The sequence below is a fragment of the Allobosea sp. 2KB_26 genome (assembly GCF_052115715.1).
Classification (GTDB): domain Bacteria; phylum Pseudomonadota; class Alphaproteobacteria; order Rhizobiales; family Beijerinckiaceae; genus Allobosea.
Window position 1 is genome coordinate 1,218,104 of the sequence record NZ_JBFRHE010000001.1, and the last position, 26,441, is coordinate 1,244,544.

The 26,441-nt window shown below is 65.0% G+C and carries 21 protein-coding genes and 1 tRNA gene; 11 read left to right on the forward strand and 11 right to left on the reverse strand.

What is annotated here, in order from left to right; genetic code table 11:
• Nucleotides 1-46 precede the first annotated feature (46 nt).
• Nucleotides 47-580 carry a MarR family winged helix-turn-helix transcriptional regulator gene (locus AB4099_RS05950; RefSeq protein ID WP_441477373.1) on the forward strand — a complete coding sequence of 178 codons (534 nt, stop codon included), beginning with the start codon at nucleotides 47-49 and terminating at the stop codon, nucleotides 578-580.
• 116 nt (nucleotides 581-696) lie between these two features.
• Entirely contained in the window at nucleotides 697-1,365 is a 669-nt protein-coding gene (locus AB4099_RS05955; protein ID WP_441477374.1) for a hypothetical protein, read from the forward strand.
• Between the two features lie 91 nt (nucleotides 1,366-1,456).
• On the opposite strand, the gene sugE is transcribed toward AB4099_RS05955, so the two are convergent.
• Together sugE and AB4099_RS05965 are read right to left on the reverse strand one after the other, a co-directional pair.
• The gene (gene sugE / locus AB4099_RS05960) at nucleotides 1,457-1,774 is read right to left on the reverse strand and encodes a quaternary ammonium compound efflux SMR transporter SugE (RefSeq protein WP_113511072.1); all 318 of its coding nucleotides are present in this window, start codon (nucleotides 1,772-1,774) and stop codon (nucleotides 1,457-1,459) included.
• A gap of 25 nt (nucleotides 1,775-1,799) precedes the next feature.
• Complete coding sequence (locus AB4099_RS05965) at nucleotides 1,800-2,549, reverse strand: F0F1 ATP synthase subunit A (protein ID WP_441477375.1); 750 nt, start codon at nucleotides 2,547-2,549, stop codon at nucleotides 1,800-1,802.
• Nucleotides 2,550-3,102: 553 nt separating this feature from the next.
• On the opposite strand from AB4099_RS05965, the gene tenA reads away from it, so the two are divergent.
• Entirely contained in the window at nucleotides 3,103-3,771 is a 669-nt protein-coding gene (gene tenA, locus AB4099_RS05970; protein WP_441477376.1) for a thiaminase II, read from the forward strand.
• A gap of 172 nt (nucleotides 3,772-3,943) precedes the next feature.
• Nucleotides 3,944-5,077 carry a serine hydrolase domain-containing protein gene (locus tag AB4099_RS05975; protein ID WP_441477377.1) on the forward strand — a complete coding sequence of 378 codons (1,134 nt, stop codon included), beginning with the start codon at nucleotides 3,944-3,946 and terminating at the stop codon, nucleotides 5,075-5,077.
• Nucleotides 5,078-5,331: 254 nt separating this feature from the next.
• Here AB4099_RS05975 and AB4099_RS05980 read toward each other — a convergent pair.
• Nucleotides 5,332-5,406: transfer RNA gene (locus AB4099_RS05980), tRNA-Val, on the reverse strand.
• 131 nt (nucleotides 5,407-5,537) lie between these two features.
• Entirely contained in the window at nucleotides 5,538-5,897 is a 360-nt protein-coding gene (gene cpdR, locus AB4099_RS05985) for a cell cycle two-component system response regulator CpdR (protein WP_038363805.1), read from the reverse strand.
• Nucleotides 5,898-6,152: 255 nt separating this feature from the next.
• Between cpdR and AB4099_RS05990 the strand changes: the two genes are divergently transcribed.
• Together AB4099_RS05990 and hisN are read left to right on the forward strand one after the other, a co-directional pair.
• Nucleotides 6,153-7,073: an N-formylglutamate amidohydrolase gene (locus tag AB4099_RS05990; protein ID WP_441477378.1), complete on the forward strand. Its 921-nt coding sequence runs from the start codon at nucleotides 6,153-6,155 to the stop codon at nucleotides 7,071-7,073.
• Nucleotides 7,074-7,413: 340 nt separating this feature from the next.
• Complete coding sequence (gene hisN, locus AB4099_RS05995; protein WP_113511066.1) at nucleotides 7,414-8,196, forward strand: histidinol-phosphatase; 783 nt, start codon at nucleotides 7,414-7,416, stop codon at nucleotides 8,194-8,196.
• Here hisN and AB4099_RS06000 read toward each other — a convergent pair.
• Nucleotides 8,101-9,156, reverse strand: a complete 1,056-nt coding sequence (locus AB4099_RS06000; RefSeq protein WP_441477379.1) for an alpha/beta hydrolase — start codon at nucleotides 9,154-9,156, stop codon at nucleotides 8,101-8,103. The two genes, hisN and AB4099_RS06000, sit on opposite strands and share 96 nt — an antisense overlap.
• 193 nt (nucleotides 9,157-9,349) lie before the next feature.
• Here AB4099_RS06000 and AB4099_RS06005 point away from each other — a divergent pair, with 193 nt between their 5' ends.
• On the forward strand, nucleotides 9,350-9,817 hold the full coding sequence (locus AB4099_RS06005) for an Hsp20 family protein (RefSeq protein WP_113511064.1): 468 nt from the start codon (nucleotides 9,350-9,352) through the stop codon (nucleotides 9,815-9,817).
• An 84-nt stretch (nucleotides 9,818-9,901) separates the two neighbouring features.
• Here the strand turns inward: AB4099_RS06005 and AB4099_RS06010 are convergent, their stop codons facing one another.
• Nucleotides 9,902-10,852: a hypothetical protein gene (locus tag AB4099_RS06010; protein ID WP_441477380.1), complete on the reverse strand. Its 951-nt coding sequence runs from the start codon at nucleotides 10,850-10,852 to the stop codon at nucleotides 9,902-9,904.
• Between the two features lie 86 nt (nucleotides 10,853-10,938).
• The gene (locus tag AB4099_RS06015) at nucleotides 10,939-12,003 is read right to left on the reverse strand and encodes a threonine aldolase family protein (protein WP_441477381.1); all 1,065 of its coding nucleotides are present in this window, start codon (nucleotides 12,001-12,003) and stop codon (nucleotides 10,939-10,941) included.
• A gap of 660 nt (nucleotides 12,004-12,663) precedes the next feature.
• On the opposite strand from AB4099_RS06015, the gene gltB reads away from it, so the two are divergent.
• Both gltB and AB4099_RS06025 read left to right on the forward strand, forming a co-directional pair.
• Entirely contained in the window at nucleotides 12,664-17,337 is a 4,674-nt protein-coding gene (gltB, locus tag AB4099_RS06020) for a glutamate synthase large subunit (protein ID WP_441477679.1), read from the forward strand.
• Between the two features lie 23 nt (nucleotides 17,338-17,360).
• Nucleotides 17,361-18,782, forward strand: coding sequence for a glutamate synthase subunit beta (locus AB4099_RS06025; RefSeq protein ID WP_113511060.1), 1,422 nt, complete (start codon nucleotides 17,361-17,363; stop codon nucleotides 18,780-18,782).
• Nucleotides 18,783-18,929: 147 nt separating this feature from the next.
• On the opposite strand, the gene AB4099_RS06030 is transcribed toward AB4099_RS06025, so the two are convergent.
• From AB4099_RS06030 to galE, 3 genes are all read right to left on the reverse strand, one after another.
• Nucleotides 18,930-20,162, reverse strand: coding sequence for an SGNH/GDSL hydrolase family protein (locus tag AB4099_RS06030; RefSeq protein WP_441477382.1), 1,233 nt, complete (start codon nucleotides 20,160-20,162; stop codon nucleotides 18,930-18,932).
• A gap of 65 nt (nucleotides 20,163-20,227) precedes the next feature.
• The gene (locus AB4099_RS06035; protein ID WP_441477383.1) at nucleotides 20,228-21,469 is read right to left on the reverse strand and encodes a lytic murein transglycosylase; all 1,242 of its coding nucleotides are present in this window, start codon (nucleotides 21,467-21,469) and stop codon (nucleotides 20,228-20,230) included.
• 88 nt (nucleotides 21,470-21,557) lie between these two features.
• Entirely contained in the window at nucleotides 21,558-22,547 is a 990-nt protein-coding gene (galE, locus tag AB4099_RS06040) for a UDP-glucose 4-epimerase GalE (protein ID WP_441477384.1), read from the reverse strand.
• A 219-nt stretch (nucleotides 22,548-22,766) separates the two neighbouring features.
• Here galE and galU point away from each other — a divergent pair, with 219 nt between their 5' ends.
• Nucleotides 22,767-23,645, forward strand: a complete 879-nt coding sequence (gene galU / locus AB4099_RS06045; RefSeq protein ID WP_113511056.1) for a UTP--glucose-1-phosphate uridylyltransferase GalU — start codon at nucleotides 22,767-22,769, stop codon at nucleotides 23,643-23,645.
• 97 nt (nucleotides 23,646-23,742) lie between these two features.
• Here galU and AB4099_RS06050 read toward each other — a convergent pair whose 3' ends face one another.
• Nucleotides 23,743-25,287 carry an outer membrane beta-barrel protein gene (locus AB4099_RS06050; RefSeq protein ID WP_113511055.1) on the reverse strand — a complete coding sequence of 515 codons (1,545 nt, stop codon included), beginning with the start codon at nucleotides 25,285-25,287 and terminating at the stop codon, nucleotides 23,743-23,745.
• Between the two features lie 175 nt (nucleotides 25,288-25,462).
• Between AB4099_RS06050 and AB4099_RS06055 the strand changes: the two genes are divergently transcribed.
• The gene (locus AB4099_RS06055) at nucleotides 25,463-26,437 is read left to right on the forward strand and encodes a KpsF/GutQ family sugar-phosphate isomerase (protein WP_113511054.1); all 975 of its coding nucleotides are present in this window, start codon (nucleotides 25,463-25,465) and stop codon (nucleotides 26,435-26,437) included.
• The last annotated feature ends 4 nt before the right edge of the window (nucleotides 26,438-26,441 follow it).

The window sequence follows — 26,441 nt, forward strand, 5'->3', positions numbered from 1 at the left end:
ATCAATCTATCTTCATGTCAAGATACCCTGCTTGAGGGAGAGTGCTTTGGCCGACGCTGACGAGACCCAGGATCATGTCGACCGCCTGCGCGCGCAGTGGCAGCGCGAATTGCCTGATCTCGATACCGGCGCCATGACCGTGCTTGGTCGGGCCTACCGGCTCTCCAACCTCGTGCGCCCAAGCATCGAGGCGACCTTCGCCGAATTTGGATTGGATCGCGGCGAATTCGATATCGTCTCCTCGCTCCGGCGCGCGGGCGCGCCGTTCCGCCTGACGCCGACCGAACTCTACACCAGCCTGATGATCGCCTCGGGCAGTCTCAGCCACCGCCTCGCTCGCCTCGAAAGGGCGGGCCTCGTCAGGCGTGTGCCGTCCGACACCGACGGAAGGAGCCTTGCCGTCGAGCTGACTGAGAGCGGACGCGCGAAGGTCGAGGCGGCTTTCCGCGCCGACATGGCAAGCGAAGCGACCTTCCTGACCCATCTCTCACCGGAAGAACGCGAGGCCCTTGCCGCGTTGCTGCGTAAACTCAACCGAGCCATCGAGGACAATCTCGGGACGACGCAGGGGCACGGCTAGTTTCCACTGGCCCTAAAGCCTTGTTGTCACCCGATTAACTTGTCACTCTGAGCCCCGGCGGACCGAGACATAGGGGAACCGAAGCACAGACCGATCCAGAACGAAGGGAGGACCACATGAAGCGCGTGACGTGTTTCACGCTTGTCGCTGCGGCTGGACTATTGGCATTTGCCACCGGCTCGGCCCAGGCCCAGACGTCCGAAATGACCTTCTTTGTCACCAGTGCCGGATCCGGGAAGGGTGCCGATCTCGGCGGCCTCGCAGGCGCCGACGCGATCTGCCAGCGTCTTGCCCAGGCAGCGGGTGCAGGCAGCAAGACCTGGCGGGCTTATCTCTCCACGCAGGCAACTGGCGGCACCGCAGCCGTCAACGCGCGCGACCGCATCGGCGCAGGGCCCTGGCGCAACGCCAAGGGAGCTGTGATAGCCACCAGCGTCGCCGACCTGCATGGCGGCGCGGCCGGCTTGACCAAACAGACCGCGCTCAACGAGAAGGGCGAGCCGGTCAATGGTCGCGGCGATACACCGAACCAGCACGACATGCTCACAGGCTCCCAGGCCGACGGCACCGCCTTCGGCCCCGGCGAGGACCGGACCTGCGGCAATTACACCAAGAGCGGTGCGGAGGGCGCCGTCATGCTCGGCCATCACGACCGCAGCGGCCTGGACGAATCCCCACCGGCGAAATCGTGGAACACCTCGCATGCTTCGCGGGGAGGCTGCAGCCAGGAGGCTCTGCGCGGCACCGGCGGAGCTGGCCTGTTCTACTGCTTCGCGACGAATTGAGCCGAACGATCCGCATCGACACATGGCCTGAAGGAAAAACGGCCACCCAATCGGGTGGCCGTTCGTCTGCGATGATCGCAGGTGAGCGTCCTCAGGCGGTCGAGAGCTTGAGCCCGATCAGCCCGGCAACAATGAGACTGACGCTGGCGATCCGAAAGAAGGTGACGGCCTCTCCCATGACGAAAATGCCGACAAGGAAAGCTCCGACCGCACCGATTCCCGTCCAGATCGCATAGGCCGTGCCCAGCGGCAGCGACTTCATCGCCACGGCCAGCAGACCAAAGCTGATGATCATGGTCGCGATCGTGATCACGCTCGGACCGAGCTTGGTGAAGCCCTCGGACTGTTTCATGGTCGACGCCCACACGACTTCGAAGACGCCTGCGAAAAGCAGATAGATCCAGGCCATTGCTGATACTCCGTCTCGTGCAGCCTCAATGGCTCGGGTGAAGGGCATCGTTGAGATACATGCAGGTGAGCATGGTGAAGATATAGGCCTGCAGGATTGCCATCAGCACCTCCAGACCGGTGAGGGCGACCGTCATGATCAGCGGCAGCACCGCTCCAAGGATGCCAACCGCACCGAGACCGGTCATGCCGACGACGAAGCCGGCAAAGACCTTGAGCGCGATATGGCCCGCCAGCATGACTGCGAACAGGCGGATCGAATGGCTGATCGGTCGCGAGATATAGGAGACGACCTCGATCAGGACGATGATCGGCGCAAGGACGATGGGAACGCCCGACGGCAGGAACAGCCGCAGGAACCCGAAGCCATGTTTCACGAGGCCATAGATCGTCACCGTGCAGAACACGAGCATGGCAAGCGCGAAGGTCACGGAGATATGGCTCGTCACGGTGAACGCGAACGGCAACATCCCGATCAGATTGGCGATCAGGATGAAGATGAAGAGCGAGAAGACCAGCGGGAAGAAGCGCATGCCGTGCTCGCCTGCGATGCCTCTGAGCGTGTTCCGCACGAACTCGTAGAGAATTTCGCTGAGCGCCTGGGCACGGCCGGGGACGAGCGCGCGGGAGCGGGTCGAGAGCAGCAGAAAGCCGCTGGCGACGGCAACGATCGCGATCATGAAGGCGGATGAATTGGTGAAGCTGATCTCCTGCCCGGCGATCTCCCCAAGGCTGAACAGCGTCTTGATCTCGAATTGCTCAATGGGGCCGGCCACGGCGAACCTCGTGCGTCATGTGGGTTGAAACGGAAATGGCCCCGCGCTGCGTCAGCGGGCGCCAGGCCATGCAGGCCAGCGCCTCGATCGGGGGTGGGGCTCGGGATGAATCCGGACGGCGCGCGTGGACCTGCCAGCGAGCGGAGCGGTTCGTCAGTTCTTTGGAAGAAGGCAGCTTCTGGGAAGAAGGCCCGGCCAGCTGATCAATCAGCAGCCTGCGGCCATGCCTGGGGCATGTCGGTTCCATTATCTCTCCCGAGACAATGGGGCCGTCCCCAGCGTTACAGATGGCACAGGTCGTCCAGTGCGGGCCGGTCTCTAGAGCGAAGTGAATTTCACGTCAACCGGACGGGCCGGTCTTCACACCGACAACGGACTGAAAGCTGTCGCGAGCGGACCGCGCGCTTCCATGGCAGGAATCGCTCTGAAACTGTTCAATTTCGTGGGAGGAGCCGGAATTTGCGCCCTGCCCTGCCAAAGCCTATCGGTTCCGGCGGCCTGACGCTGCGTTTCGCGTATCCGGCTGGCACAGCCCGTGGAGACAACGCCCGAGATGGACATTTTCGATCGACTGAAGTCCGCAGCAAAAGCCGACTGGACGAGCTATGTCGACCACGCCTTCGTCCGGCAAATGGCGGCCGGCACCCTGCCGCAGGCCGCATTCCGCACATATCTGGTGCAGGACTATCTTTTCCTGATCCAGTTCGCCCGCGCCTATGCGCTCGCAATCTACAAGGGCCGCACGCTGTCCGACATGCGGGCGGCCAAGGCCGGCTTGGCAGCCATCCTCGACGTCGAGATGGACCTGCATATTCGCCTCTGCGGCCGTTGGGGGCTCACCCCCGCGGAGATCGAAGCAGCGCCGGAGCATGCCGCAACGATTGCCTATACTCGGTTCGTGCTCGACTGCGGCGTCTCGGGCGACCTGCTCGACCTGCACGTCGCACTCGCCCCTTGCGCAATCGGCTATGCCGAGATTGGGCGAAACCTTACTCCCGCGGGCGCCGACGCGCTCGGGGACCATCCCTATCGCGACTGGATCGGAGAATATGCCGGAGATGCCTATCAGGAGATCGCCATGGCAGCCCGGCGCCATCTCGACGATCTCGCCGCGCGGGCGATGACGGAACGGCGCTTTGCCGAACTCACGACCCTCTTTGCCAAGGCCTCCCGGCTCGAGGCGGATTTCTGGCAAATGGCGCTGAACGACGGCACCGCATAGCCGGGATCATCCACGGATCCGCGCCGACCACCTGCACCTGGCCGGCGTGACGCTCGGCACGCCCGGCATGCAGCGCGGGCCGGGATCGCTCTCGACATGACGGCTGAGACCGGTCGGGTATGGTAGCGTTTCGCAATGATCGGCCCGCGAAATGCCTCCGAGGATCAGCCACGTGTCTCAGACCAATGACGCTTACGTACCGCCAGCCCATGGCGATTGGGAAACCATTCCGCCGGCCGAAGCGGGCTTCGACGCCGCAAAGCTGCAGGCCGCCATCGACTTCGCCAAGGCGCAGGAGAGCACCTGGCCGCGCAGCTTCTACTATCCCGACGGGCGCTATGTCGGCCTCGTCGAATGGAACGAGTCGGGACCCTGGAGCGAGATCGTCGGCCCGGTCAGGGAACGCGGCGGTCCTGCCGGCCTGATCCTCCGCGGCGGCCGCCTGGTCGCCGAGTGGGGCGACACCGCCCGCGCCGACATGACCTTCTCGATCGCGAAGAGCTACATTGCCGTGCTGGCTGGACTTGCCGTCGCCGACGGACTGATTCGCGATGTCGACGAGCCGGTAGGCAAAACCGTCGACGGTCCCTGGTTCGAGGGCGCGCAGAATGCGGCCATCACCTGGCGCCATCTCCTGCAGCAATCGAGCGAATGGCAGGGGGAAATCTTCGGCAAGTCGGACCAGGTCGACCACAACCGGCAGATCGGACCGGGCGCCGACAACAGCCGCAAGGGCGAGCGGCGCGCGCTCAAGCCACCTGGCAGTCACTACGAATACAATGACGTACGGGTCAACTTGCTGGCCTATTGCCTGCTGCAGCGCTTCCGCAAGCCGCTGCCCGAGGTCCTGCGCGAGCGCATCATGGACCCGATCGGGGCCTCGCAAGGCTGGGAGTGGCAGGGCTACCGCAATTCCTCGGTCGAGATCGACGGCCGGAGCGTGCAGTCCGTGCCCGGCGGCGGCCATTGGGGCGGCGGCCTCTTCATCAGCGCGCGCGACCACGCCCGGCTGGGCCTGCTCGTAGGGCGCGGTGGCGCCTGGGCTGGCCGTGAACTGCTGTCGCCGGCCTGGGTCAACGACATGCTGTCGCCTTCGCCCACGCTCGAGAATTACGGCTATCTCTGGTGGCTCAACCGCGGGGCAGCGGCCCGACCGAATGTTCCCGCCACGGCCGTCTTCGCGCTTGGCGCCGGCGTCAACGCAATCTGGCTCAATCCCACGCAGGATCTCGTCGCGGTGCTCCGCTGGATCGACAAATCCGCCCTCGACGGCTTCGTCGATCGCATGCTCGCAGCGGCTCGCTAGGCGGGTTTGCCGACAGCTGGTCGCCCTGACCGGGCCTGTGGACGGCGGGGGCAGCAGGTCCCCGTCTGAGCCCGGCAGAGACCGGTTCAAAGCACGGGCGGCAGTGATTCGCGCCGTCCGCCCTCAAGGGATGGGCGGAGCGCCCCTGCCGCGCATCAGACGGCATTCGGACATCGCGGCTGCACTTGTCATTGAGGCACCAAACGCAAAAACCCGGATACCGCTCTTCAAAGCGATATCCGGGTTTTGTGAAATGGTGGGCGCGACAGGGATCGAACCTGTGACCCCTACGATGTCAACGTAGTGCTCTCCCGCTGAGCTACGCGCCCGTCATGCCATGACGATAATCTGTCCTGGCAGTCGGAACAGGTTCGGCCTTGCGGCGTGTCCCTGTTGCGAGGTTGAGCGGGCTATAGCCGCTCATTTCGCGCCTTGCAAGACGCTTGATTGCAAAAAGCGCTCAGGCTGCGAGCAACTTCTCGACCTCGTTCACCAGCTCGCGCAGATGGAAGGGCTTGGACAGCACTTTTGCGTCCTTCGGCGTCTGGGAATCGGGGTTGAGCGCAACCGCAGCAAAACCTGTGATGAACATCACCTTGATGTCGGGATCGAGTTCGGTAGCGCGCCGCGCCAGCTCGATACCGTCCATCTCCGGCATGACGATGTCGGTCAGGAGTAGCTCGAAGGGCTCTTCACGCAGGCGGTTATAGGCCGAAAGCCCGTTGTCGAACGACGCCACGTCATAGCCCGCATTCTGCAGGGCCTTGACCAGAAAGCGGCGCATGTCGTTGTCGTCTTCAGCGAGAAGTATCTTGGTCATGGGCCTGCTTCGTCCGTCCCGTTCGGCCTATCGATAGAGGCCGCCCACCCCGGACAACCCCTTGTCTGTTTCGTCTCGCCCGATTCGGCATTCCGAGCCAACGCCGCGAAGCGTTATCGCCTGCCCGGAGCGCGTGGAACACTATCGCAGTATAACGCGCCAACATGGTAAACAACGCGTGAACGCGATGTTCGATTCAGCGCCGAATCCGAGATCGCTTCATCCGCCCGGCAATGTGTGCTTCAGTTGTCCCGCATGACCATCTCGTCCGGTAATTTCTCCGCTGAAGCCGCCGACATCGTCGTCGAGATCGAGCGCCCCTTCAGCCTTTATCAGCCGCCGCTCCAGGTCGTGCCGGTGGTGGTCGACGTGCCGCATGCCGGGCGTCGCTACCCTCCCGGCTTCGTGGAGCGAGCACGATTGCCGCTGCGCTCGCTGCGCCGTTCCGAGGATGCCTATGTCGACCGGCTCTTCGCGCAGACGGTCGCCCTTGGTGCGCCGCTGCTTGTCGCCGAGTTTCCGCGTGCTTTTCTCGATGTGAACCGCGAGCCCTATGAGCTCGACCCGCGCATGTTCGACGGCCGCCTGCCCGCCTTCGCCAATACCCGCTCGATGCGGGTCGCGGGGGGGCTGGGCACAATTCCACGCATCGTCGGAGACGCGCACGAGATTTATTTTGGCAAGATTCCGGTGGAGGAAGCACTCGCCAGGATCGACGGCCTCTATCGACCCTACCATGCCGGGCTGCGCAGTCTGGTCCAGCGCACGCAAGGCGCATTCGGCACCTGCATTCTGGTCGACGCCCATTCGATGCCCTCGACCGGGCTCGACCGCGACGGGCTCGCCAAGTCGGATGTGATTCTCGGTGACCGCTTCGGCACCAGCGCCGCCGGCTACATCATCGACATCGCCGAGGAAGCCTTTCGTCGGCGCGGGCTCAGCGTCACGCGCAACCGCCCCTATGCCGGCGGCTTCATCACCGAGCATTATGGCGCGCCGGCCTCAGGCGTGCATGCCCTGCAGATCGAGATCAACCGGTCCCTCTACATGAACGAAGCGACCCTGGAGCCGCATACCGGTTTTGCAGAGTTGGAGCAGGCGATCGGCACCGCCATGGCGGAGTGCTTCGCGCATTGGAGCGGCTGGCTCGATGATTGGCGCGAAGCTGCGGAATAGCCTGTTCGTTCAGAGGCTTGCGATGACGGCTTGGGCGCAGCGCAGAAAAAAGGGCCGCGCACTTTCGTGGCGGCCCAAGTCTAGGGAGGAAACGCCCAAGGAGGGCAAACGAAGGCTTGAGGTGATCGCCCCTTCGCAGTGCACAATATGACTGTGCAGCGCAAAAAAGCAAGCGCCTTTGTCGAAGATCTTGTGAGCCATGCGCCGCACGCAATCCAAAGTTGCTGATTTTCCGCCAGATTCCTTGTTTTCCGACGACGAGCGCCGCTAGAAGAACCGAGCGAGCAGGCTGGATCCTGCATTTTTGCTGCGCAGCATAGCGCAGCTCCGGAGAGCAAAGATGAGTGCGGTTGATTTCGGCGCCTTCGTAGCGGAACTCGCGACCCAATCCGGCCAGGCGATCCTGCCCTTCTTCCGCGCCAAGCATGCGACCGAGGACAAGTCCTGCGGCGGCGTGTTCGATCCCGTCACCGAGGCCGACCGCGCCGGCGAGAACGTGATGCGCCACCTGATCAAGCGCAATTTCCCCGAGCATGGCGTGCTCGGAGAGGAGTTCGGCACGGAGAACGGTGAGGCCGAATATGTCTGGGTGCTCGACCCGATCGACGGCACCCGAGCCTTCATCTCCGGCATCCCGGTCTGGGGCACGCTGATCGGCCTCACCCGCGAGGGCGTTCCGGTTTACGGCATGATGCACCAACCCTTCACCGGCGAGCGCTATTCCGGCGACGGCCGACAGGCACGCTATGAGGGTCCGGGCGGGCCACGGGTGCTGCGCACGCGCCAGAACGGCGAGCTGGCCACCGCGACGGTAATGACCACCAGCCCAAAACTGTTTCAAGGCGCCGAGCAGGAAGCCTATCTGCGTGTCGAAAGCGCGGTGCGCCTCGCCCGTTACGGCTGCGATTGCTACGCCTATTGCATGCTGGCCTCGGGCCATGTCGATCTCGTTATCGAGAGCGGGCTGAAACCCTATGACATCGTCGCTCTGATCCCGATCGTCGAAGGCGCCGGCGGAATCGTCACCTCATGGGATGGCGGCAGTGCCGCCAAGGGCGGACGCATCATCGCCGCCGCCAACAAGACCCTTCATCAGGCCGCCCTCGCCCTGCTCGCCGGCTGAGCCGGCCCCGGCGATCACTTCGCCGGGAACGAAAGCATCGAAGGCAGCCCAGAACTGCGCGCGGACGGCATCCGTTTCCATCAGGATCTCGTGGCGCGCTGTCGGCAATATCAATGCCGAACCGGTCTTCAGCCGCGCCGCGAAGCGTTCGATCGCAGGCGTCGAGACCACCGGGTCGCGCCCGGCTGCGATCACCAGCGTCGGCACCCTGACCTCTAGGGGCGCCGAGGGAGCCGCCAGCCGGTTCATCAACCGAAACGCGGTTCTGACCCAGCCGACAGTCGGGTCGCCGATGCTGAGATGGCGCGCCGCAGCTGAGAGCGCGGCGTTCCGGGCATAGCGGACGGGGTCGTTCGTCAGCCGGTTGCCCTGGAATGGCTTCGTCGCGATCGCTGTGTCACCGCCGCCAGGCACGAAGGCGCTGCCGAGGCCGAGCCAGTACAGCACGCTTGCGAGATAACTCGCCGCCCGTGGCCGCTCGACCATGGAGAGGCCGAGCATGGGCGCGAGTGCAACCAGTCGCGAGACCGGCAATGCGTTGCGCCGGGCAGCGTCGAGGCACAGCGCCGCCCCCATCGAATGCGCCAGCACGAAATACGGCGGCGGCAGCCGGGCCTGCATTTCCGCCATGGCAAGGGCGAGGTCGGTCTCGTAATGCCGCAGGCGGCCGACATGCCCCTTGCGTTCACGCGACACGAAACGTTGCGAACCGCCCTGGCCGCGCCAATCGAAGGCAAGAACATGGAAACCACGGCGGCGCAGCTCGGCGATCGTCTCGCTGTAGCGTTCGATGAACTCCGCGCGCCCCTGGATGACCACGACAGTACCGCGCACCCGCTTTACTGTCGGGTGCCAGCTCGCAAAGCGGAGCCTCGCCCCATCGCGCGCCAGTGCAAGCCAGACCTTGCCATGCCCGGGAACCGGGTAATCGGGGAGGGAAAAGAGCTCGGCCTCGGCCATCAGGCGCTCCGAATCGCGGCGACAGTCCCGGGCGGATGCTCTCGGTTATGCCCGCTGGGGGCAGCTCTTGAAAAGCGGAAATCGCACCCCAATTCCTGGTCACGCAGGCCGATACCGGCTGCGTGAACCTGAACGGGGCCTGTGCTCAAGACGAGGCAGGCTCGACCAAACGTCGCTTCTTCTGGAGGACATCATGCGTCACTTCGATCTTTCCCCGCTTTATCGCTCGACCGTCGGCTTCGACCGTCTGTTCAACCTGCTCGACCAGGCGACCAGCGCTGAAACCGCGCCGACCTACCCCCCCTACAATATCGAGCGCACCGCCGAGAACGCCTACCGCATCTCCATCGCGGTCGCCGGCTTCTCCGACAGCGACCTTGCCATCGAAAGCAAGGAAAACACCCTGACCGTACGCGGTGAGAAGCAGGTTTCCGAGACCGTCGAGAAGCGCGAAGTCCTGCATCAGGGCATCGCGGCCCGCGCCTTCGAGCGCCGCTTCCAGCTCGCCGACTATGTCCAGGTGACCGGCGCGAGCCTCGAGAACGGCCTGCTCCATATCGATCTCGTCCGCGAGATTCCCGAGGCGAAGAAGCCGCGCCAGATCGCCATCGGCGGCAAACCCGCCAAGGTGCTCGAGGCCAAGGTTTCCAAGGCCGCGTAACACGCCCAGCCCAGGGCTGGCAGACAGAGGGCGCCCCCGGTTTCCGGGGGCGCCCTTTTCATGCCTGGAATTGGCGATCGTCTCTCAATCGAGAGGCGCAACCGGAACGGCAGGCGTCGCCGGGCGCGGTGCGGAGGGCGCCGGATCTTCGATCTGGACCGGAGGCAGCTCGACCGGCGCAGCCTTGGTCTCCGGCAATTCAGCCTTCGCAAGCGGCGGCTTGTGCTCGGGCGCCTCCGTTCCGCGAACATCGTTGGGGTTCACCAGCTTGGGCTTCTCTTCACCCGATGACGCGGTCGGGGCCGGCGTCGGTGCGACCGGTGCTGCCGGAGCGGAGGGGGCCTCGGTTGCAGGTGCGCTCGCCTGGGCAGGGGCCTGCTCGACAGGCTTTGCCTGCTCAGCTGGCGGGGTTGGCACGGGCAGCGGCGGCGGAATAATGGTTGCGGGCGCAGTGGCCGCAGCGGGAGGTGCAGGTCCCTTCTCCGGTTCGGGAACCGTCGCGGGCGCGGCAGGAGACGGCGGGACAACCTGCGAAGGCGCGTTCGCTTCCGCCGGAGCCTTGAGCGAATCGGGGCGCTCCGGCGGGAGGGGCAGCAACCGCGGTTGGGCCGGAGCATGCTCACGCGGATCGACGCGGGCGACATCCGGGGCGGGTCCCCTCACCCGCTCAGGAGTCTGCAGGCTCATCCGCCGGACCAGATCGCCGCTGAAGCGATCGAAGACCAGCCGTACGCGCCGGCCATTCGCCATGCGCCCATCGACCACAAAATCGGACTCGGTGCGCGTGGTGCGGTCGACCTGGGCGAGCCTGTGCTCGCGGATGGCTATCTCGGCGATGCTCCGTGAAGACAGCGGCGCGGGCGGCGGCGCGTAGCGATAGCCATAGCCGTAACCATAGCTGCCACGCGGCACATACTCGTAGCCATAGTCATAATAATACTGCGCGGCGGCTCCACCGGCCGAGCCCGCCAGCGCGCCGGCAACAGCCAAGCCAATCAGCGCGGCACGCGAGCGCGCGGTCGAAACAGAAGCCATATCTCCATCCTTGTTAACGGACCGAACGGGGGCTTCAGTCTTCCTTAGGGATTACGGCACCCATGCGGCGTCAATCGGGGGATATTTCAGCGAGACGGCGCGTTCAGCAGCGTGATCAGCTGTTCTACATCCTCGGCGCATGTCGCAAAGGACATCACGAAACGGCCGATGACCTCGCCCGATGCAAGTGCTGCGTCGTTGGGAAGTGCGGTGTCGGACCAGGCGTGATAGCCGACGCCGGCCGCCTTCAGGCGCTCCTGCGTTGCAGCATCGAGGACGAGAAAGGCCGTATTCGCCTCGCAGGGCCAGGCCAAGCGCACCGCGCCGCTTCTCGTAACCGCCTCGGACAGCCGGGACGCCATCGCGTTGGCATGGCGCGCCAGCGCCAGCCAATGGCCGCCGGCCAGGAGGCCCTCGAATTGCGCGCCGATCAGCCGCCCCTTGGACAGGGTATGGCCGGCCCGCTTGCGCCGCCATTTCATTTCGTCAGCCAAGGCCTGATCGAAGAAGACCACCGCTTCGGCCGCCCAGGCGCCATTCTTGGTGCCGCCAAAGGACAGGACGTCGACGCCCGCCTTCCAGGTGATCTCGGCCGGCGAGCAGCCCAGCGTGACCAGCGCATTGGCAAAACGGGCGCCGTCCATATGCAGTTTCAGGGCCCGGGGCTCGGCCGCCTGCTTCAGGGCCCGCACCTCGTCGGGGCGATAGATCAACCCGCATTCGGTTGCCTGCGTAATCGAGACCGCCTGCGGCTGCACCTGATGCAGCGCGCCCTCGCGCATGCGTGCCAAGACCTTGGTCACGGACTCAGGCGTGATCTTGTTGCCGGTACCGGGCAGGCCGATGAGCTTGGCGCCGTCGCCGAAGAATTCCGGCGCACCGCACTCGTCATCGGCGACGTGGCTTTCCTGATGGGTCAGGACTGCGCCCCAGGGACGCGTCAGGCAGGCCAGCGCCAGGGCGTTCGCAGCCGTGCCGCTGGTTACCAGGAAAACCGAGACCTCATGCTCGAACAGCTCGGCAAAGAGCCGTTCGACGCGCTGGGTCCAGACATCGGTGCCATAGGCCGCAGCCGCGCCGTCATTGGCGGCTGCGATCGCGGCCATCACCGGGGCGCTCGCACCCGCCGTATTGTCGCTGATGAAGTTCATGAACGAGGGTTAGCGAGGCGGGCGCTCCCTGCCAAGCGCAAGGCCGGAATGACGCCTTGCACGCTGCGACTGAGCCCGGACCGGCCGCCGCCGGCATAAGCCTTTCGAACAAGAAGCGTGCGACCCAACTGCGCCTTTCATCCCGGAAATGTCGCCGTTGAAAGGCATATCGCAACAATATTTCCAAATCGCCCAAAATTCACGCTTGTGCCGACATTAGAATTCTGGCAAATTCGTCTCAATAGGACAGTGTTGCTGTCCCATTTTTCACCGCGCTGACATGAGGCTGCGAGCCTGGTGTCGGACGATCGCAACGGAGCGGAGCAATGACGAGGGGCACGGCCATGACCGCCACAGCCAACCGTAAACGCGCCGCCCGTAAAACGGCGGCGTAAACAGGCGCGACAGGGCTCTGGGAAGCCCGAGGCGCCTGCGGAGGACGCGGGCGCGGGATTAAAAAAGCGCAAGCCCCCTCTGACAGACGAACCTGGCCGGACTGGCTCCATCCTTGCTGCCTTGAAGGCCAGCAGGGGCCGGTGCGGACGGCGATGTAGACTGATGCGGGTCTCTCGGCGGTAGCGCGAGGGGTATGGCAAGCGGGGTTTGACGATGAGCGGAACCAGCAAGTCGGGTGTCTTCAGCAGCAAAGCTGTGACGACCATGACGGCCACCGAGCCGGTCCTGACGGTGCGCGATCCGGCCATGCCCGAGCGCCAGGGCCTCTACGATCCGTCCTTCGAGAAGGATTCCTGCGGCGTCGGCTTCATCGCCGACATGAAGAACCGCAAGACCCATGCGATCGTCGAGCAGGGCCTGCAGATCCTGCACAATATCGATCATCGCGGCGCCGTCGGCGCCGACCCCAAGCTCGGCGACGGGTGCGGCATCCTCACCCAGATTCCGCATCGCTTCTTCCAGGAAGAATGCGCGAAGCTCGGCATTTCCCTGCCCGAGCCCGGCCACTACGCCATCGGCCAGTTCTTCATGCCACAGGATGCCGGCGACCGCGCCGTCTGCGAGGAGATCGTCGCACAGACGGTCGAGGAGGAAGGCCTGGTCTTCCTCGGCTGGCGCGATGTGCCGGTCGATAACAGCGACCTCGGCGAGGCGGTGAAGGAAACCGAGCCGACCCATCGCCAGCTTTTCGTAGGCCGCCCGGCCGAGATCACCGACGAGGACGATTTCGAGCGCAAGGTCTATGTCCTGCGCAAGTCGGTTTCCAACAAGGTCTACAAGCGCCAGGACCGCGCCACCGCGACCTATTACCCGGTCTCGATGTCGGCCCGCACCATCGTCTACAAGGGCATGGTGCTCGTCACGCAGCTCGGCTCCTATTTCAAGGACCTGACCGACCCGCGCTTCGAGAGCGCGATTGCGCTCGTCCACCAGCGCTTCGCCACCAATACCTTCCCGTCCTGGCGCCTTGCCCACCCCTACCGGATGGTGGCCCATAACGGCGAGATCAACACGCTGCGCGGCAACGTCAACTGGATGGCCGCTCGTCAGGCCTCGGTCGATTCCGAGCTGTTCGGCGCAGATATCTCGAAGCTCTGGCCGATTTCTTATGAGGGCCAGTCCGATACGGCCTGCTTCGACAACGCCCTCGAATTCCTGGTTCAGGGCGGCTACTCGCTCGCCCATGCCATGATGATGCTCGTGCCCGAAGCCTGGGCCGGCAACCCGCTCATGGATGAGGAGCGCCGCGCGTTCTACGAATATCACGCCGCCTTGATGGAACCCTGGGACGGCCCTGCCGCCATCGCCTTCACCGACGGCAAGCAGATCGGCGCAACGCTTGACCGCAACGGCCTGCGGCCCGCGCGCTATCTCGTCACCGATGACGGTCTCGTCGTGCTCGCTTCGGAATACGGCGTGCTGCCGATCCCGGAAGAGAAGATCGTGCAGAAGTGGCGTCTCCAGCCCGGCAAGATGCTGCTCATTGATCTCGATCAAGGCCGCATCATCGGCGATGACGAGATCAAGACCTCGCTCTGCCTTGCCAATCCCTACAAGGACTGGCTGAAGCGCACCCAGATCGTGCTGGAGGAACTGCCGCCGGTCGAGGCACGCGCCTCGCGCACCGATGTCGCCCTGCTCGATCGTCAGCAGGCCTTCGGCTACACCCAGGAGGACACCAAGATCCTGATGGCGCCCATGGCCGTGACCGGCCAGGAAGCCGTCGGCTCGATGGGCACCGACACGCCGATCTCGGCTCTCTCCTCGAAGTCGAAGCTGCTCTACACCTATTTCAAGCAGAACTTCGCCCAGGTCACGAACCCGCCGATCGACCCGATCCGCGAAGAGCTGGTGATGAGCCTGCTCTCCTTCATCGGGCCGCGGCCGAACATCCTCGACCTGGAAGGCACATCGCGCCGCAAGCGCCTCGAGGTGCGCCAGCCGATCCTGACCAATGACGATCTTGAGAAGATCCGCTGCATCGGTCACTACGAGGACCGTTTCGACACCAAGACGATCGACATCACCTATCCCGCGCGCGAAGGCGCAGCCGGCATGGAAGGCGCGATCGCACGGCTCTGCGAACGGGCCGAGGCGGCCGTGCATGGCGGCTACAACATCATCATCCTCTCCGACCGGCAGGTGGGACCGGACCGCATCCCGATCCCCGCTCTGCTGGCGACGGCCGCTGTCCATCATCACCTGATCCGCAAGGGCCTGCGCACCTCGGTCGGTCTCGTTGTGGAATCCGGCGAACCGCGCGAAATCCATCACTTCGCCTGTCTTGCCGGCTTCGGCGCCGAGGCGATCAACCCCTATCTCGCCTTCGAGACACTCGAGGCGCTCTACGAGGCCGGCGAGTTCCCGCCGGAGGTCGACCGCTACGAGGTCGTCAAGCGCTTCATCAAGTCGGTAGGCAAGGGCCTGCTCAAGGTCATGTCCAAGATGGGCATCTCGACCTATCAGTCCTATTGCGGCGCGCAGATCTTCGACGCGATCGGCCTGAAGACCGAGACGATCAACAAGTACTTTGCCGGCACCGTATCCTCGATCGAGGGCGTCGGCCTGCCCGAGCTCGCGGAAGAGACCGTGCGCCGTCATCGCGATGCCTTCGGCGACTCGCCGGTCTACCGCGATGCGCTCGACATCGGCGGCGAATACGCCTTCCGGATCCGCGGCGAGGACCATGCCTGGACGCCGGAGAACATCTCGCTGCTCCAGCACGCGGTGCGGGGCAATGCGCAGGACAAGTACAAGGCCTATGCCGAGCTGGTGAACGACCAGAGCCAGCGCTTCTCCACGATCCGCGGGCTGTTTCAGATCAAGGATGCCGACGCCCTCGGCACCAAGCCGATCCCGCTCGACCAGGTCGAGTCGGCGGCCTCGATCGTGCGTCGCTTCTCGACCGGCGCCATGTCCTTCGGGTCGATCAGCCATGAGGCGCACTCGACGCTCGCCATCGCCATGAACACGATCGGCGGCAAGTCGAACACCGGCGAAGGCGGCGAGGAGCCGGAGCGCTTCGTCAAGCTGCCCGACGGCCGCTCGATGCGCTCGGCGATCAAGCAGGTCGCCTCCGGCCGCTTCGGCGTCACGGTCGAGTACCTCGCCAATTCCGACATGATGCAGATCAAGATCTCGCAGGGCGCCAAGCCCGGCGAGGGCGGCCAGCTGCCCGGCCACAAGGTCGACGCACGCATCGCCAAGGTCCGGCATTCGACGCCGGGTGTCGGCCTGATCTCGCCACCGCCACATCACGACATCTACTCGATCGAGGATCTGGCCCAGCTGATCTTCGACCTGAAGAACGTCAACCCGGCAGCCGACGTCTCGGTCAAGCTCGTCTCGGAGCTCGGCGTCGGCACGGTTGCGGCAGGCGTCGCCAAGGCGCGCGCCGACCACATCACCATCTCGGGCTACGAGGGCGGCACCGGCGCCTCGCCGCTGACCTCGATCAAGCATGCCGGATCGCCCTGGGAGATCGGCCTCGCCGAAACCCATCAGGTCCTGGTGCTGAACAAGCTGCGCGGGCGTATCGCGCTGCAAGTCGATGGCGGCCTGCGCACCGGCCGCGACATCATCATCGGCGCCCTGCTCGGCGCCGACGAGTTCGGCTTTGCAACCGCTCCGCTGATCGCGGCCGGCTGCATCATGATGCGCAAGTGCCACCTCAACACCTGCCCGGTCGGCGTCGCGACGCAGGATCCGGTGCTGCGCAAGCGTTTCAAGGGCGCGCCCGAACACGTCATCAACTTCTTCTTCTTCCTCGCCGAGGACGTGCGCGAGATCATGGCGAGCCTCGGGGTCGCCAGGTTCGACGATCTCGTCGGCCGCTCGGACTGGCTCGACAAGAAGCAGGCGATCGACCATTGGAAGGCAAAAGGCCTCGATTTCACCCGGATTTTCCACAAGCCGGAGGTGAAGGGCGAGGTCGCCATCCGCCATGTCGAGCGCCAGAAGCATCCGATCGACGCAGTGCTCGACCGGACGCTGCTCGCCGAGGCGGCATCCGCCCTCGACAAGGGCGAGGCTGTGGTCATCACGAGCCCGATCCGCAACGTCGACCGCTCGACCGGCGCGATGCTCTCGGGCGAGGTCGCCAAGCGCTATGGCTATGCCGGCCTGCCGGCGGACACGATCACGGTGAAGCTCACCGGCACTGCCGGCCAGAGCTTCGGCGCCTGGGTCGCCAATGGCGTCACGCTCGATCTCACGGGCCAGGCCAATGACTATGTCGGCAAGGGTCTCTCGGGCGGCAAGCTGATCATCCGGCCGTCGCCGGATGCGCAAACCATCGCCGAGAATTCGATCATCGTCGGCAACACCGTGCTCTACGGCGCGATCTCGGGCGAATGCTACTTCCGCGGAGTCGCCGGCGAGCGCTTCGCCGTGCGCAATTCCGGCGCGATCGCGGTGGTCGAGGGCACCGGCGATCATGGCTGCGAATACATGACCGGCGGCGTCGTCGTCGTGCTCGGCCAGACCGGCCGGAACTTCGCGGCCGGCATGTCCGGCGGCGTCGCCTATGTGCTCGACGAGGATAAGAGCTTCGCCAAGCGCTGCAACCTCTCCATGGTCGATCTCGAGCCGGTCACCGAGGAGGAGGAGCTGATGCAGCGGATCCACCACCATGGCGGCGACCTCGAGTTCAAGGGCCGGATCGATGTGATGGCCAACATGTCCGGCTACGACGCCGAGCGCCTGCACCAGCTCGTCGCCGATCATCACCGCTACACGGGCTCGCAGCGGGCCAAGGACATTCTCGAGAACTGGACGGAATACCTGCCCAAATTCGTCAAGGTCATGCCGGTCGAATACCGGCGTGCCCTCCTCGAAATCGAGCGGGCGCAAGCCGGCATGTCGGTCGCGGCCGAGTAACTCAATCAGGCGGATGTGAGACGATGGGCAAGGTAACCGGCTTCCTCGAGATCGACCGTCGCGACCGGAAGTATCTTCCGGCTTCGGACCGGATCAGGAACTACAAGGAATTCGTCATTCCGCTCGGCGCGGAGGCAACCCGCGACCAAGCGGCGCGCTGCATGAATTGCGGCATTCCGTATTGTCACAACGGCTGTCCGGTCAACAACCAGATCCCGGACTGGAACGACCTCGTCTACAACGACAAGTGGCGCGAGGCGCTGGACAACCTGCACTCGACCAACAACTTCCCGGAGTTCACCGGCCGCGTCTGCCCTGCCCCCTGCGAGGCATCCTGCACGCTGAATCTCGAGGACACGCCGGTCACGATCAAATCGATCGAATGTGCGATCGTCGACAAGGGCTGGCAGGAAGGCTGGATCATCCCCCAGCTGCCGCGCGCCAGGACCGGCAGGAAGATCGCCATCATCGGCTCCGGTCCGGCTGGCCTCGCAGCAGCCCAGCAGCTCGCCCGTGTCGGCCACGAGGTGCATCTCTATGAGCGCCAGGCCCGCGCCGGTGGCCTGCTGCGCTACGGCATCCCGGACTTCAAGATGGAGAAGTCCCATGTGGAGCGCCGCGTCCGCCAGATGGAGGCCGAAGGCGTCGTCTTCCACTACAACACCAATGTCGGCGTCAATATCGACCCGGCCGAATTGCTCGCGACTTATGATGCGGTCGGCCTGACCGGTGGTGCCGAGAAGCCGCGCGATCTGCCGATCGAGGGTCGTGAGCTTTCCGGCATCCAGTTCGCCATGGATTTCCTGCCACAGCAGAACCGTCGCGTCGGCGGCGAGGCCGCCAACGGCAATGGTGCCGAGATCCTGGCGACGGGCAAGCATGTCGTGGTGATCGGCGGCGGCGATACCGGTTCCGACTGCATCGGCACTTCGGTGCGCCAGGGTGCGCTCTCGGTGACTCAGATCGAGATCATGCCGCAGCCGCCGGAGAAGGAAAACAAGGCGCTGACCTGGCCGAACTGGCCACTCAAGCTGCGCACCTCCTCCAGTCACGAGGAGGGCGCCGAGCGCGACTTCGCCATCACCACGCTGAAGTTCACTGGCGAGAATGGCCAGGTCCGCAGGCTGAACTGCGCCCGCGTCGACAATGCGCTGAAGCCGATCCCGGGCACCGAGTTCGACCTCAGGGCCGATCTCGTCCTGCTCGCCATGGGCTTCGTCTCGCCGGTCCGTGAAGGCTTGATCGAGAAACTCGGCGTCACGCTCGACAAGCGCGGCAATGTCGAGGCGAACACCCTCGCCTACAAGACTTCGGTCGAGAAGGTGTTTGTCGCCGGCGACATGCGCCGCGGCCAGTCGCTGGTGGTCTGGGCGATCCGCGAGGGCCGCCAGATGGCCCATTCCATCGACAAGCACCTGATGGGCGAGACCATCCTGCCGCGATAGGGAGATCCGTTCTCCCGCTCGGGGGAGGACATGCCGCAGCGGGCGGCGCATGAGGGGAGCAGGTGGCCCGAGTGGCCCCTTGCCCGTCTCGGCGCTGCGGGGCTCCCCTTCTCCCGAAGGGAAGCGGCATATTCGTATCGGTTCCGGTCAGTTCCGGCGCGGCCAGCGGTAGTCGTCGATGCGTCCCGGCTTCGGCTCGCTCGCGACGCCCTCGCCGAACACGCGATCAAGCTGGGTAGCGAGGTCGCCGCGCCCCCGCGCCTCCTGAATCGAGACGAGCAGCGACCGGTCGCCGCTGGGAGATACCCCTGTCAGCGGCATGATCGGCCCTGCCAGCGGCTTTGCCTGCAGCGCTGGGCCAAGCCCGCCGAGTTCGGGCAATCCCTGAACCATGCGATCGATCAGGCGTTCGACCCCGCCCGCCTGCAGTTCCGGATTGCTTGGAGCCCCAGTCTCGGGCGCGACCGGAAGCGCGATCACGCCTTGTTCCGGACGCCCCTCGATCAGGCGGCGGATCACCACATCGATGAAGTGAGCGGCCTTGCGTGCCCCCGCCTTGGTGAAATGGATGCCGTCGGCGGTGCGCAATCGCGTCGTCTGCCCGGAGACATCGGGCCCCATCGCCCTATAGCGGTTCTCTGCATCGACATAACCGCCCCAGAGATCGATGTACTGGCCGCCGGCCCGCTCGACACGCTGCCGATAGACGTCGTTGAGAATGACATAGTCGGCGGTCAGGCGTGAATTCTGGACGGGCGGGAGACCGACCCAGAGCAAGGGAATGCGCTTCGCCGCAAAAGCCCCGGCGATGCCGTCGACCCGATCCCGATAGAGTTCCAGCCAACGCTCGCTCAGCGGCTCATGAAGGGTCTCGCCTTCACGGATCGCTTGCCGATCATTGAGCCCGAGCAGCATCACGGCGACGGTGATCTTCTGGTCGCTGGCCAGCAGATCGGTGACCGCCTTGGGCCAATCGTAGAAATCGGTGCGGACAAGACCGGACTCGAGTTTCGTCTTGCGCATCACCGCGACGTCGGGACGATCATTCAAGGCCTCGACAAGCCCGCCGACCACGAGATCGCCAAGTGAATCCCCCAACACGACGATATGGTAGCTGACATCGACCTTGGGGATGACCGGATCGTCGCGTACGACCACTGGCGACGTCCTGCGTGCCTGGGCTGGCGCCAGGCGCTGGCGCTGTGGCGCGGGCTGGGGCTGCGGCTGAAGTCGGCTGAAGGGAAAAACGAACCCGCGGCCACGCTGCAGCGTGGGATCACGCGTCAGCATCGTGTCGTTCTCGGCAAAGGAGGACGGCCCGCCGGTCAGCAGCAGGAGCAGGGCAGCCCCCAGAACCATCAGAAGTGAACGCAAACGCATGGCGCTCTCGGTCCTACGCCGGCCGACGGAGTTCGCCGGCATCATACCGCGGTCGGAGGCTGGAGTCAGCGCGCCCCACGCATGCGCGCAAGAAGCGCCGGTGTCGGGTAGCCATCGGCGATCTGGCCAGCGCTCAGCTGGTATTGGCGCACCGCCTCGCGTGTGCCGGTGCCGATGCGCCCGTCGGCATCATGATCGTAGAAGCCAAGCACCTTCAGCCGCCGCTGCAGATCCTTGGTTCCTGCCATGTCCAGCCGCGGCGCCGAGATCGGCCAATCGGCCTGGATTGCGGGACGCCCTGCGATCCGGTCGCCGAGATGGCCGACCGCAAGCGCATAGGCGTCAGAGGAGTTGTATTTCTTGATGACGTCGAAATTCGCGGTCAGCAGCATGACGGGGCCGCGATAGCCGGCAGGAAAGAACAGCCGCGCCTCACCCGAGGATGGCAGCGCCCGCCCATCGGCCCGCCGCACCCCTGCCGCGTTGAAGGCAGAGAAACTTGCCTTGTTGATGCGGTGATCGAAATTCTCCGGGAGCCTCACTTCCATGCCCCAAGGCAGGCCCGGCACCCAGCCATAGCCCTTGAGGTAGTTGGCGGTCGAGGCCAGTGCGTCACTGGTCGAAGCCCAGATATCGGCATGCCCGTCTCCGGTGAAGTCGACGGCGTATTTCATGTAGCTCGACGGCATGAACTGGGTGTGCCCCATCGCTCCCGCCCAGGAGCCGCGCAGCTCGCTGCGCTCGACATAGCCCTTCTCGATCAGCTCGAGCGCCGTCAGCAATTCATCGCGGAAGAAGTCGCCGCGATAGCGGATATGGGCGAGCGTCGCGAGCGAGCGGATCGTGTCCTTGTCGCCCTTGAACGAACCGTAATTGGTTTCCATGCCCCAGACGCCGAGCACGACCTCCTTGGGCACGCCATAGCGGGCTTCGACCTGGGCAAGCGTATTTGCATTGTCGGCGGCAGCGTCACGCCCGCGTGCGACGCGCGTGCCACCGACAGCGTTGTTGAGATAGGTCCAGATCGGCGCCGAAAACTCCGATTGCTTCTTCGTCAGCGCGACGATCGAGGCATCCGGCGTCACCCCCCGAAAAGCGAGATCGAAGGTCTTGCGCGAGATGCCACGCGCTTGCGCCTGCGGCCAGAGCCGCTGAAGGAAGGCATCGAAGGACGCCTGGCCCTGCCCGGCGGTCGCTGCGTTCGTGCTGTGCGAGCGCGCCGAAGCGTTGATCGAGCCCGTCGTCTGTGCCAGCGCCGGGACGAGGCTGGCTGTGGCCACGGCGAGGACGAGGGACAGGCGGCGCATGGGCAAAAACCTTGCTAGGACAGGCTGGGCGTAAACGACTTCAGCAACAGCGCCCGAACAAGATTAACCATGGGTTAACGTAGCGCAATCACCGCGCGTTTCGGGTCCGCAGAACCTCTTCCCAGGCCAGGGCTTGCGTCACGATCTGCGTCAGATCGTCATGTTCAGGCTGCCACCCGAGTTCGGCGCGAATGCGGTCGGCCTTAGCAACCAGAGACGCCGGATCCCCGGCCCGGCGTGGCGAAAGCTTGACCGGGAAATCCATCCCGGACACCTGCTTCACCACCTCGACCACCTCCTTCACCGAATAGCCGCGGCCGTAGCCGCAGTTCAGTGTCAGGCTGCCGCCATTATCGCGCAAATGGTCGAGCGCCGCCAGATGCGCCCGTGCCAGATCCGTGACGTGGATATAGTCGCGCACGCAGGTGCCGTCCGGCGTCGGATAGTCCGTGCCGAAGATCTCGAGCCCGGCACGCTGGCCGAGCGCCGCCTGGCTCGCGACCTTGATCAGGTGAGTGGCGTTCGCAGAGGACTGCCCCGACCGGCCACGCGGATCGGCCCCGGCCACGTTGAAATAGCGCAGCGCCACATAGGTCAGGCCATGTGCTCGCGCGACATCGCCGAGCATCCACTCGCTCATCAACTTGGAGCGACCATAGGGGTTGATCGGCGCAAGCCCGATCTCTTCGGGCACCGGGCTGACAGCCGGCTCACCATAGACTGCTGCCGTCGAGGAGAAGATCACGTGCTTGACGCCACCGCGCACCGCGCTCTCGAGCAGGGCGCGCGTCTTCACGGTGTTATTGAGATAGTAACCAAGCGGATCGGAAACCGAATCGGGCACCACGATCTTGGCTGCGAAATGCGCAATCGCGGTGATGCCATGCTCGGCGATGACGCGCTCGACCAGAGCCTGATCGCCCATATCGCCTTGTACGAATGTCGCTTCGGGGGGCACGGCCCACCAGAAGCCGGTCGAGAGATCGTCGAGCACGACGACCTTTTCGCCGCGATCGAGCAGCTCCAGCACCATATGGCTGCCGATATAGCCGGCGCCGCCCGAGACCAGAATCGTCATGTATCGTCTCCGATTGTCATCGCTCTGGCATAGGCCTTAAGCAAAAAGGATTGACGACGCATCAAGCGCCGATTGGTATCAGGAACAGGCTGGCCCGCCTTTCGCCAGAATTGCGCGACAGCCTTGGCAACAGCTGGCATTGATCGGGGCACGCCGGCTTCCTACCCTTTGCCCTTCCGACGCAGGCGCACCACGCTCGGTGCGCGAAATGGGTTTTTCATGACGAAACGCATCCGCAAGGCCGTCCTTCCCGTCGCGGGCCTTGGTACCCGCTTCCTTCCCGCCACCAAGGCGGTCCCCAAGGAAATGCTGACCATCGTCGACCGTCCGGTCGTCCAGCATGTCGTCGACGAGGCCAGGGCGGCCGGCATCGAGCATTTCGTCTTCGTCACCGGCCGCAACAAGGGCGTGATCGAAGACCATTTTGATATCGCCTATGAGCTCGATGACACATTGGCCAAGCGCGGCAAGATGAAGGAACTGGAGGCGCTCAGGGCGGATCTGCCGCCGGCGGGCGCCGCGAGCTTCCTCCGTCAGCAGGCTCCGCTTGGCCTCGGCCACGCCGTCTGGTGCGCACGCGATGTCATCGGTGACGAGCCCTTCGCCTTGCTGCTGCCGGATATGCTCCATCACAGCCTCGGCAAGGGCTGCCTCGCCGAGATGATCGACGCCTTCGAAAAGCACGGCGGCAACCACATCGGGGTGGCGCCGGTGCCGGACGACCAGACCCATCAATACGGGATCGTCGGCGTCGAGGACGTGAAGGCCAAGGTCTCGAAGATCACGAAGATGGTCGAGAAGCCGGCAAAGGGTACAGCCCCCTCGAATCTGCACATCACCGGCCGCTACATCCTGCAGCCGACGATTTTCAATCTGCTGGCGAACCAGGAAACAGGCGCCGGCGGCGAAATCCAGCTCACTGATTCGATGATCGCGCTGTCCCGGCAGGAGCCCTTCTACGCCGTGCGCTTCGATGGGGACATCTACGACACCGGTTCGAAGCTCGGCTTCCTGACCGCCAACATCGCCTATGCGCTCCAGCGCGGCGACCTTGGCCCGCAATTGCGCGCGGAAATCGACCGGCTGCTGCAGGCGTAGTCGTCGCACCATCGTTCCCGGGCCAGCCGGATGCGGGCCCGGGAACCCGAGGTGATGAGAGGGCCGGCTCAGCGCCGGCCATCGTGCCAAACCTGTTTCAGAACTGCAGCCGCAGGCCGACCTGCGCGACGTTGGCCGTGTAATCCGAGTTCGGCGCAGTCGAGTTCAGGCGTTCGTGGGTGAAGCTCGCCCGCACGGCGAAGGTCCGTGTCAGCTTGTATTCGAGCCGGGCACCGATCGCCGTATAGTCTTCGCGCAGCCCCTGCCCCTCATAGGCGGTGCGACCGAAAGTGGTGAAGCCGGTCACAGTCAGATTGCGGCGCAACGCATGAGCCACCTCGAGGGTGGCTCGGCGCGCCCAAGTGCCGCTGCTGCCCGCGATCGTCGTATCACCAAGCTCGGACGTGCCGCGCAGCGTCACCGTCGTCAAAGGGGTCGGCGTCCACAGGATCGCGGCATCGCCAACCATGCCGCGCAGGTTCCTCAGCCGGGGATCCTCATAGGCCCGGTCCTGATAGCCCACGGACACTTCGCCCGTGACCAGCCGGCTGATTTCGAAAGTGGAGCCAACGCTGACGGTGTAGCCGTTCGAAGAACGCTCGAATCCGTTGGAGTCGAAGCGCTGGTCGTACTGGCGTGTGTCGATGTCGCCCTGGATGAAAGGCCTGAGGCCCGGCGTCAGCTCATAGCCGGCCCGTAGCCGCAAGCCATAGTCCGTCTGGTTGCGGTCGGCCTGACTCAGGGTTGCGCCGCTGATCAGCTTCGCGTTCTCGAAGTCCTGGCGGTCGACCGAACCTCGCAGCGTCAGCTGCAGACGGTTGAAATCATGCGTGACGCCGGCCGAGCCGCCATAGAAATAGGTCAGCGGCCGGCCGACGACCGGCGCATTGAGGTCCGGCGAACCGGGGCGCTGCGTATCGAGCCTGAGGCGGCTTTCCAGCAGGATGCGGGTATCGCGGGCCGCATCGAGCCGAAGAGCGAGCGCCCCCTCGCCATCCGGGCGCGAGGCTTCGCCATCGCGAAAATACTCGGAATAGGCGCCGCGCAGCCTGCCGCTCAACTGATGCACGTTCCAGTCCGACTGGATGCCGAGTTCGCCCTCGTAACGAGCAAAGCCTGAGCCCTTGTTGGGGCCGGAGACACGCTGCGGATTGCTGTCATAGCCAACGGAATTCGTCGTTGCCGGAGTCAGAATGACATTGCCAAGCCTGAGGCCCAGCGGCGCGTAGGGGTCTTCCTCGACAAGCGAGCGCCGCCGCAGCGGCGGCGGAGCCGCCGGGCCAGGTTGCGGCAATATCGAAACGGCCGGTTGGGGCGCGCGGAACTGACGCTGCGTGACGCCGCGAAGGCCGGGTGCCAGGACCGGGCGGCTGGCGCGCGGCGGCGCGCGGCTGGAAATCGTCGAAGGCTGGTTCTGGATCAAGGCAGCCGGATCGCGCACCGCTTCGGGAATCGGCGAGGTCGCGCTCTGCGGTGCCTGATCCGGCGTCGCCTGGGCCTGGGCGACATAGGCGGGTACGGTGCTGCGCAGGCTCGGGACCCGCGCCTGCTGCGCCCATGCCGTATCGACCGCAGGCCATGCCGCCGCAAGGCCTGCAGCTGCAGCGCCTGTCAAAAGCACGGTCGTGACGCGACGGGACACGAGGAGAGCGAACTCCGGAACAAGCCAAGCGCGCCCGGATGGCGCGCATGGTTAACGGAGTTAGAACGAAGAGGGTTAACGTGCCGTCAATGCAGCCCTGCTGCGAGGCTTGGCAGTCCCGCTGCAAGGCTTGACGGTGGAATTCCCCGCCCGGACTGTGCTAGACGCCCCAGCCATGACAGCCGATATCCGCGCCTCGGCGCTCCGCACCATCGCGACCGAGCGCACCGGGCTCGATACGCTTCACACCGCGCTCGCCAACGGCCTGGGCGAACCCTTTGCCGCCGCCGTGGAGTTGATCCGTGCTGCCGCCGGCCGTGTCGTCGTCACCGGCATGGGCAAATCGGGCCATGTCGGGCGCAAGCTCGCAGCGACCTTGGCCTCGACCGGGACCCCTGCCCTCTTCGTGCATCCAGCCGAAGCGAGCCATGGCGATCTCGGCATGGTCCAGCCGGAGGATGTCGTCATCGCCCTCTCCTGGTCCGGAGAGGCAGCAGAGCTGTCCGCCATCGTCGCCTATACCCGCCGTTTCCGTGTCGGCCTGATCGCGCTGACGGCCAATGCCGAGAGCGCGCTTGGCCGCGAGGCCGACATTGCCCTCGTGATCCCGAAGGCGGAGGAGGCCTGCCCGAACGGGCTCGCCCCCACCACCTCGACGACCATGCAGATCGCGCTCGGGGATGCGCTCGCGATTGCGCTGCTCGAGGCCCGTGGCTTTTCGCGCCAGGATTTCTTCGTCTACCACCCCGGCGGCAAGCTCGGCGCGCAGCTCAAGACGGTCGAGAGCATCATGCATCGTGGCGAGGGCCTGCCCCGCGTCGGCCTCGACACCGCGCTGCCGGATGTGATCGCGATGATATCGGCCAAGGGTTTTGGCTGCGCGATCGTGACCGATCTCGACGGGCGCCTCGCTGGCATCGTCACCGATGGCGATCTGCGCCGCAAGCTCGGCTCCGGCGGGCCGAGCGCTTTGCGCGCCCGCGATGTGATGACCCCATCCCCACGCCGCATCGCGCCCGACGCGCTGGCCGTCGAGGCACTCGAGATGGTCAACCGGCTGCGCATCACGGCATTGGTCGTCGCAGATGCGGAGGAACGTCCGGTCGGTCTCGTGCATGTGCATGACCTGCTGACGCTCGGGGTCGCCTGAACCG

What these genes read in the sequence shown, in the direction of transcription:
- AB4099_RS05955 (WP_441477374.1), top strand. Translation starts at nt 697, where the DNA reads ATGAAGCGCGTGACGTGTTTCACGCTTGTCGCTGCGGCTGGACTATTG.
- sugE (WP_113511072.1), bottom strand. Translation starts at nt 1,774, where the DNA reads ATGGCCTGGATCTATCTGCTTTTCGCAGGCGTCTTCGAAGTCGTGTGG.
- tenA (WP_441477376.1), top strand. Translation starts at nt 3,103, where the DNA reads ATGGACATTTTCGATCGACTGAAGTCCGCAGCAAAAGCCGACTGGACG.
- cpdR (WP_038363805.1), bottom strand. Translation starts at nt 5,897, where the DNA reads ATGACCAAGATACTTCTCGCTGAAGACGACAACGACATGCGCCGCTTT.
- AB4099_RS05990 (WP_441477378.1), top strand. Translation starts at nt 6,153, where the DNA reads ATGACCATCTCGTCCGGTAATTTCTCCGCTGAAGCCGCCGACATCGTC.
- hisN (WP_113511066.1), top strand. Translation starts at nt 7,414, where the DNA reads ATGAGTGCGGTTGATTTCGGCGCCTTCGTAGCGGAACTCGCGACCCAA.
- AB4099_RS06000 (WP_441477379.1), bottom strand. Translation starts at nt 9,156, where the DNA reads ATGGCCGAGGCCGAGCTCTTTTCCCTCCCCGATTACCCGGTTCCCGGG.
- AB4099_RS06005 (WP_113511064.1), top strand. Translation starts at nt 9,350, where the DNA reads ATGCGTCACTTCGATCTTTCCCCGCTTTATCGCTCGACCGTCGGCTTC.
- AB4099_RS06010 (WP_441477380.1), bottom strand. Translation starts at nt 10,852, where the DNA reads ATGGCTTCTGTTTCGACCGCGCGCTCGCGTGCCGCGCTGATTGGCTTG.
- AB4099_RS06015 (WP_441477381.1), bottom strand. Translation starts at nt 12,003, where the DNA reads ATGAACTTCATCAGCGACAATACGGCGGGTGCGAGCGCCCCGGTGATG.
- gltB (WP_441477679.1), top strand. Translation starts at nt 12,664, where the DNA reads ATGACGGCCACCGAGCCGGTCCTGACGGTGCGCGATCCGGCCATGCCC.
- AB4099_RS06025 (WP_113511060.1), top strand. Translation starts at nt 17,361, where the DNA reads ATGGGCAAGGTAACCGGCTTCCTCGAGATCGACCGTCGCGACCGGAAG.
- AB4099_RS06030 (WP_441477382.1), bottom strand. Translation starts at nt 20,162, where the DNA reads ATGCGTTTGCGTTCACTTCTGATGGTTCTGGGGGCTGCCCTGCTCCTG.
- AB4099_RS06035 (WP_441477383.1), bottom strand. Translation starts at nt 21,469, where the DNA reads ATGCGCCGCCTGTCCCTCGTCCTCGCCGTGGCCACAGCCAGCCTCGTC.
- galE (WP_441477384.1), bottom strand. Translation starts at nt 22,547, where the DNA reads ATGACGATTCTGGTCTCGGGCGGCGCCGGCTATATCGGCAGCCATATG.
- galU (WP_113511056.1), top strand. Translation starts at nt 22,767, where the DNA reads ATGACGAAACGCATCCGCAAGGCCGTCCTTCCCGTCGCGGGCCTTGGT.
- AB4099_RS06055 (WP_113511054.1), top strand. Translation starts at nt 25,463, where the DNA reads ATGACAGCCGATATCCGCGCCTCGGCGCTCCGCACCATCGCGACCGAG.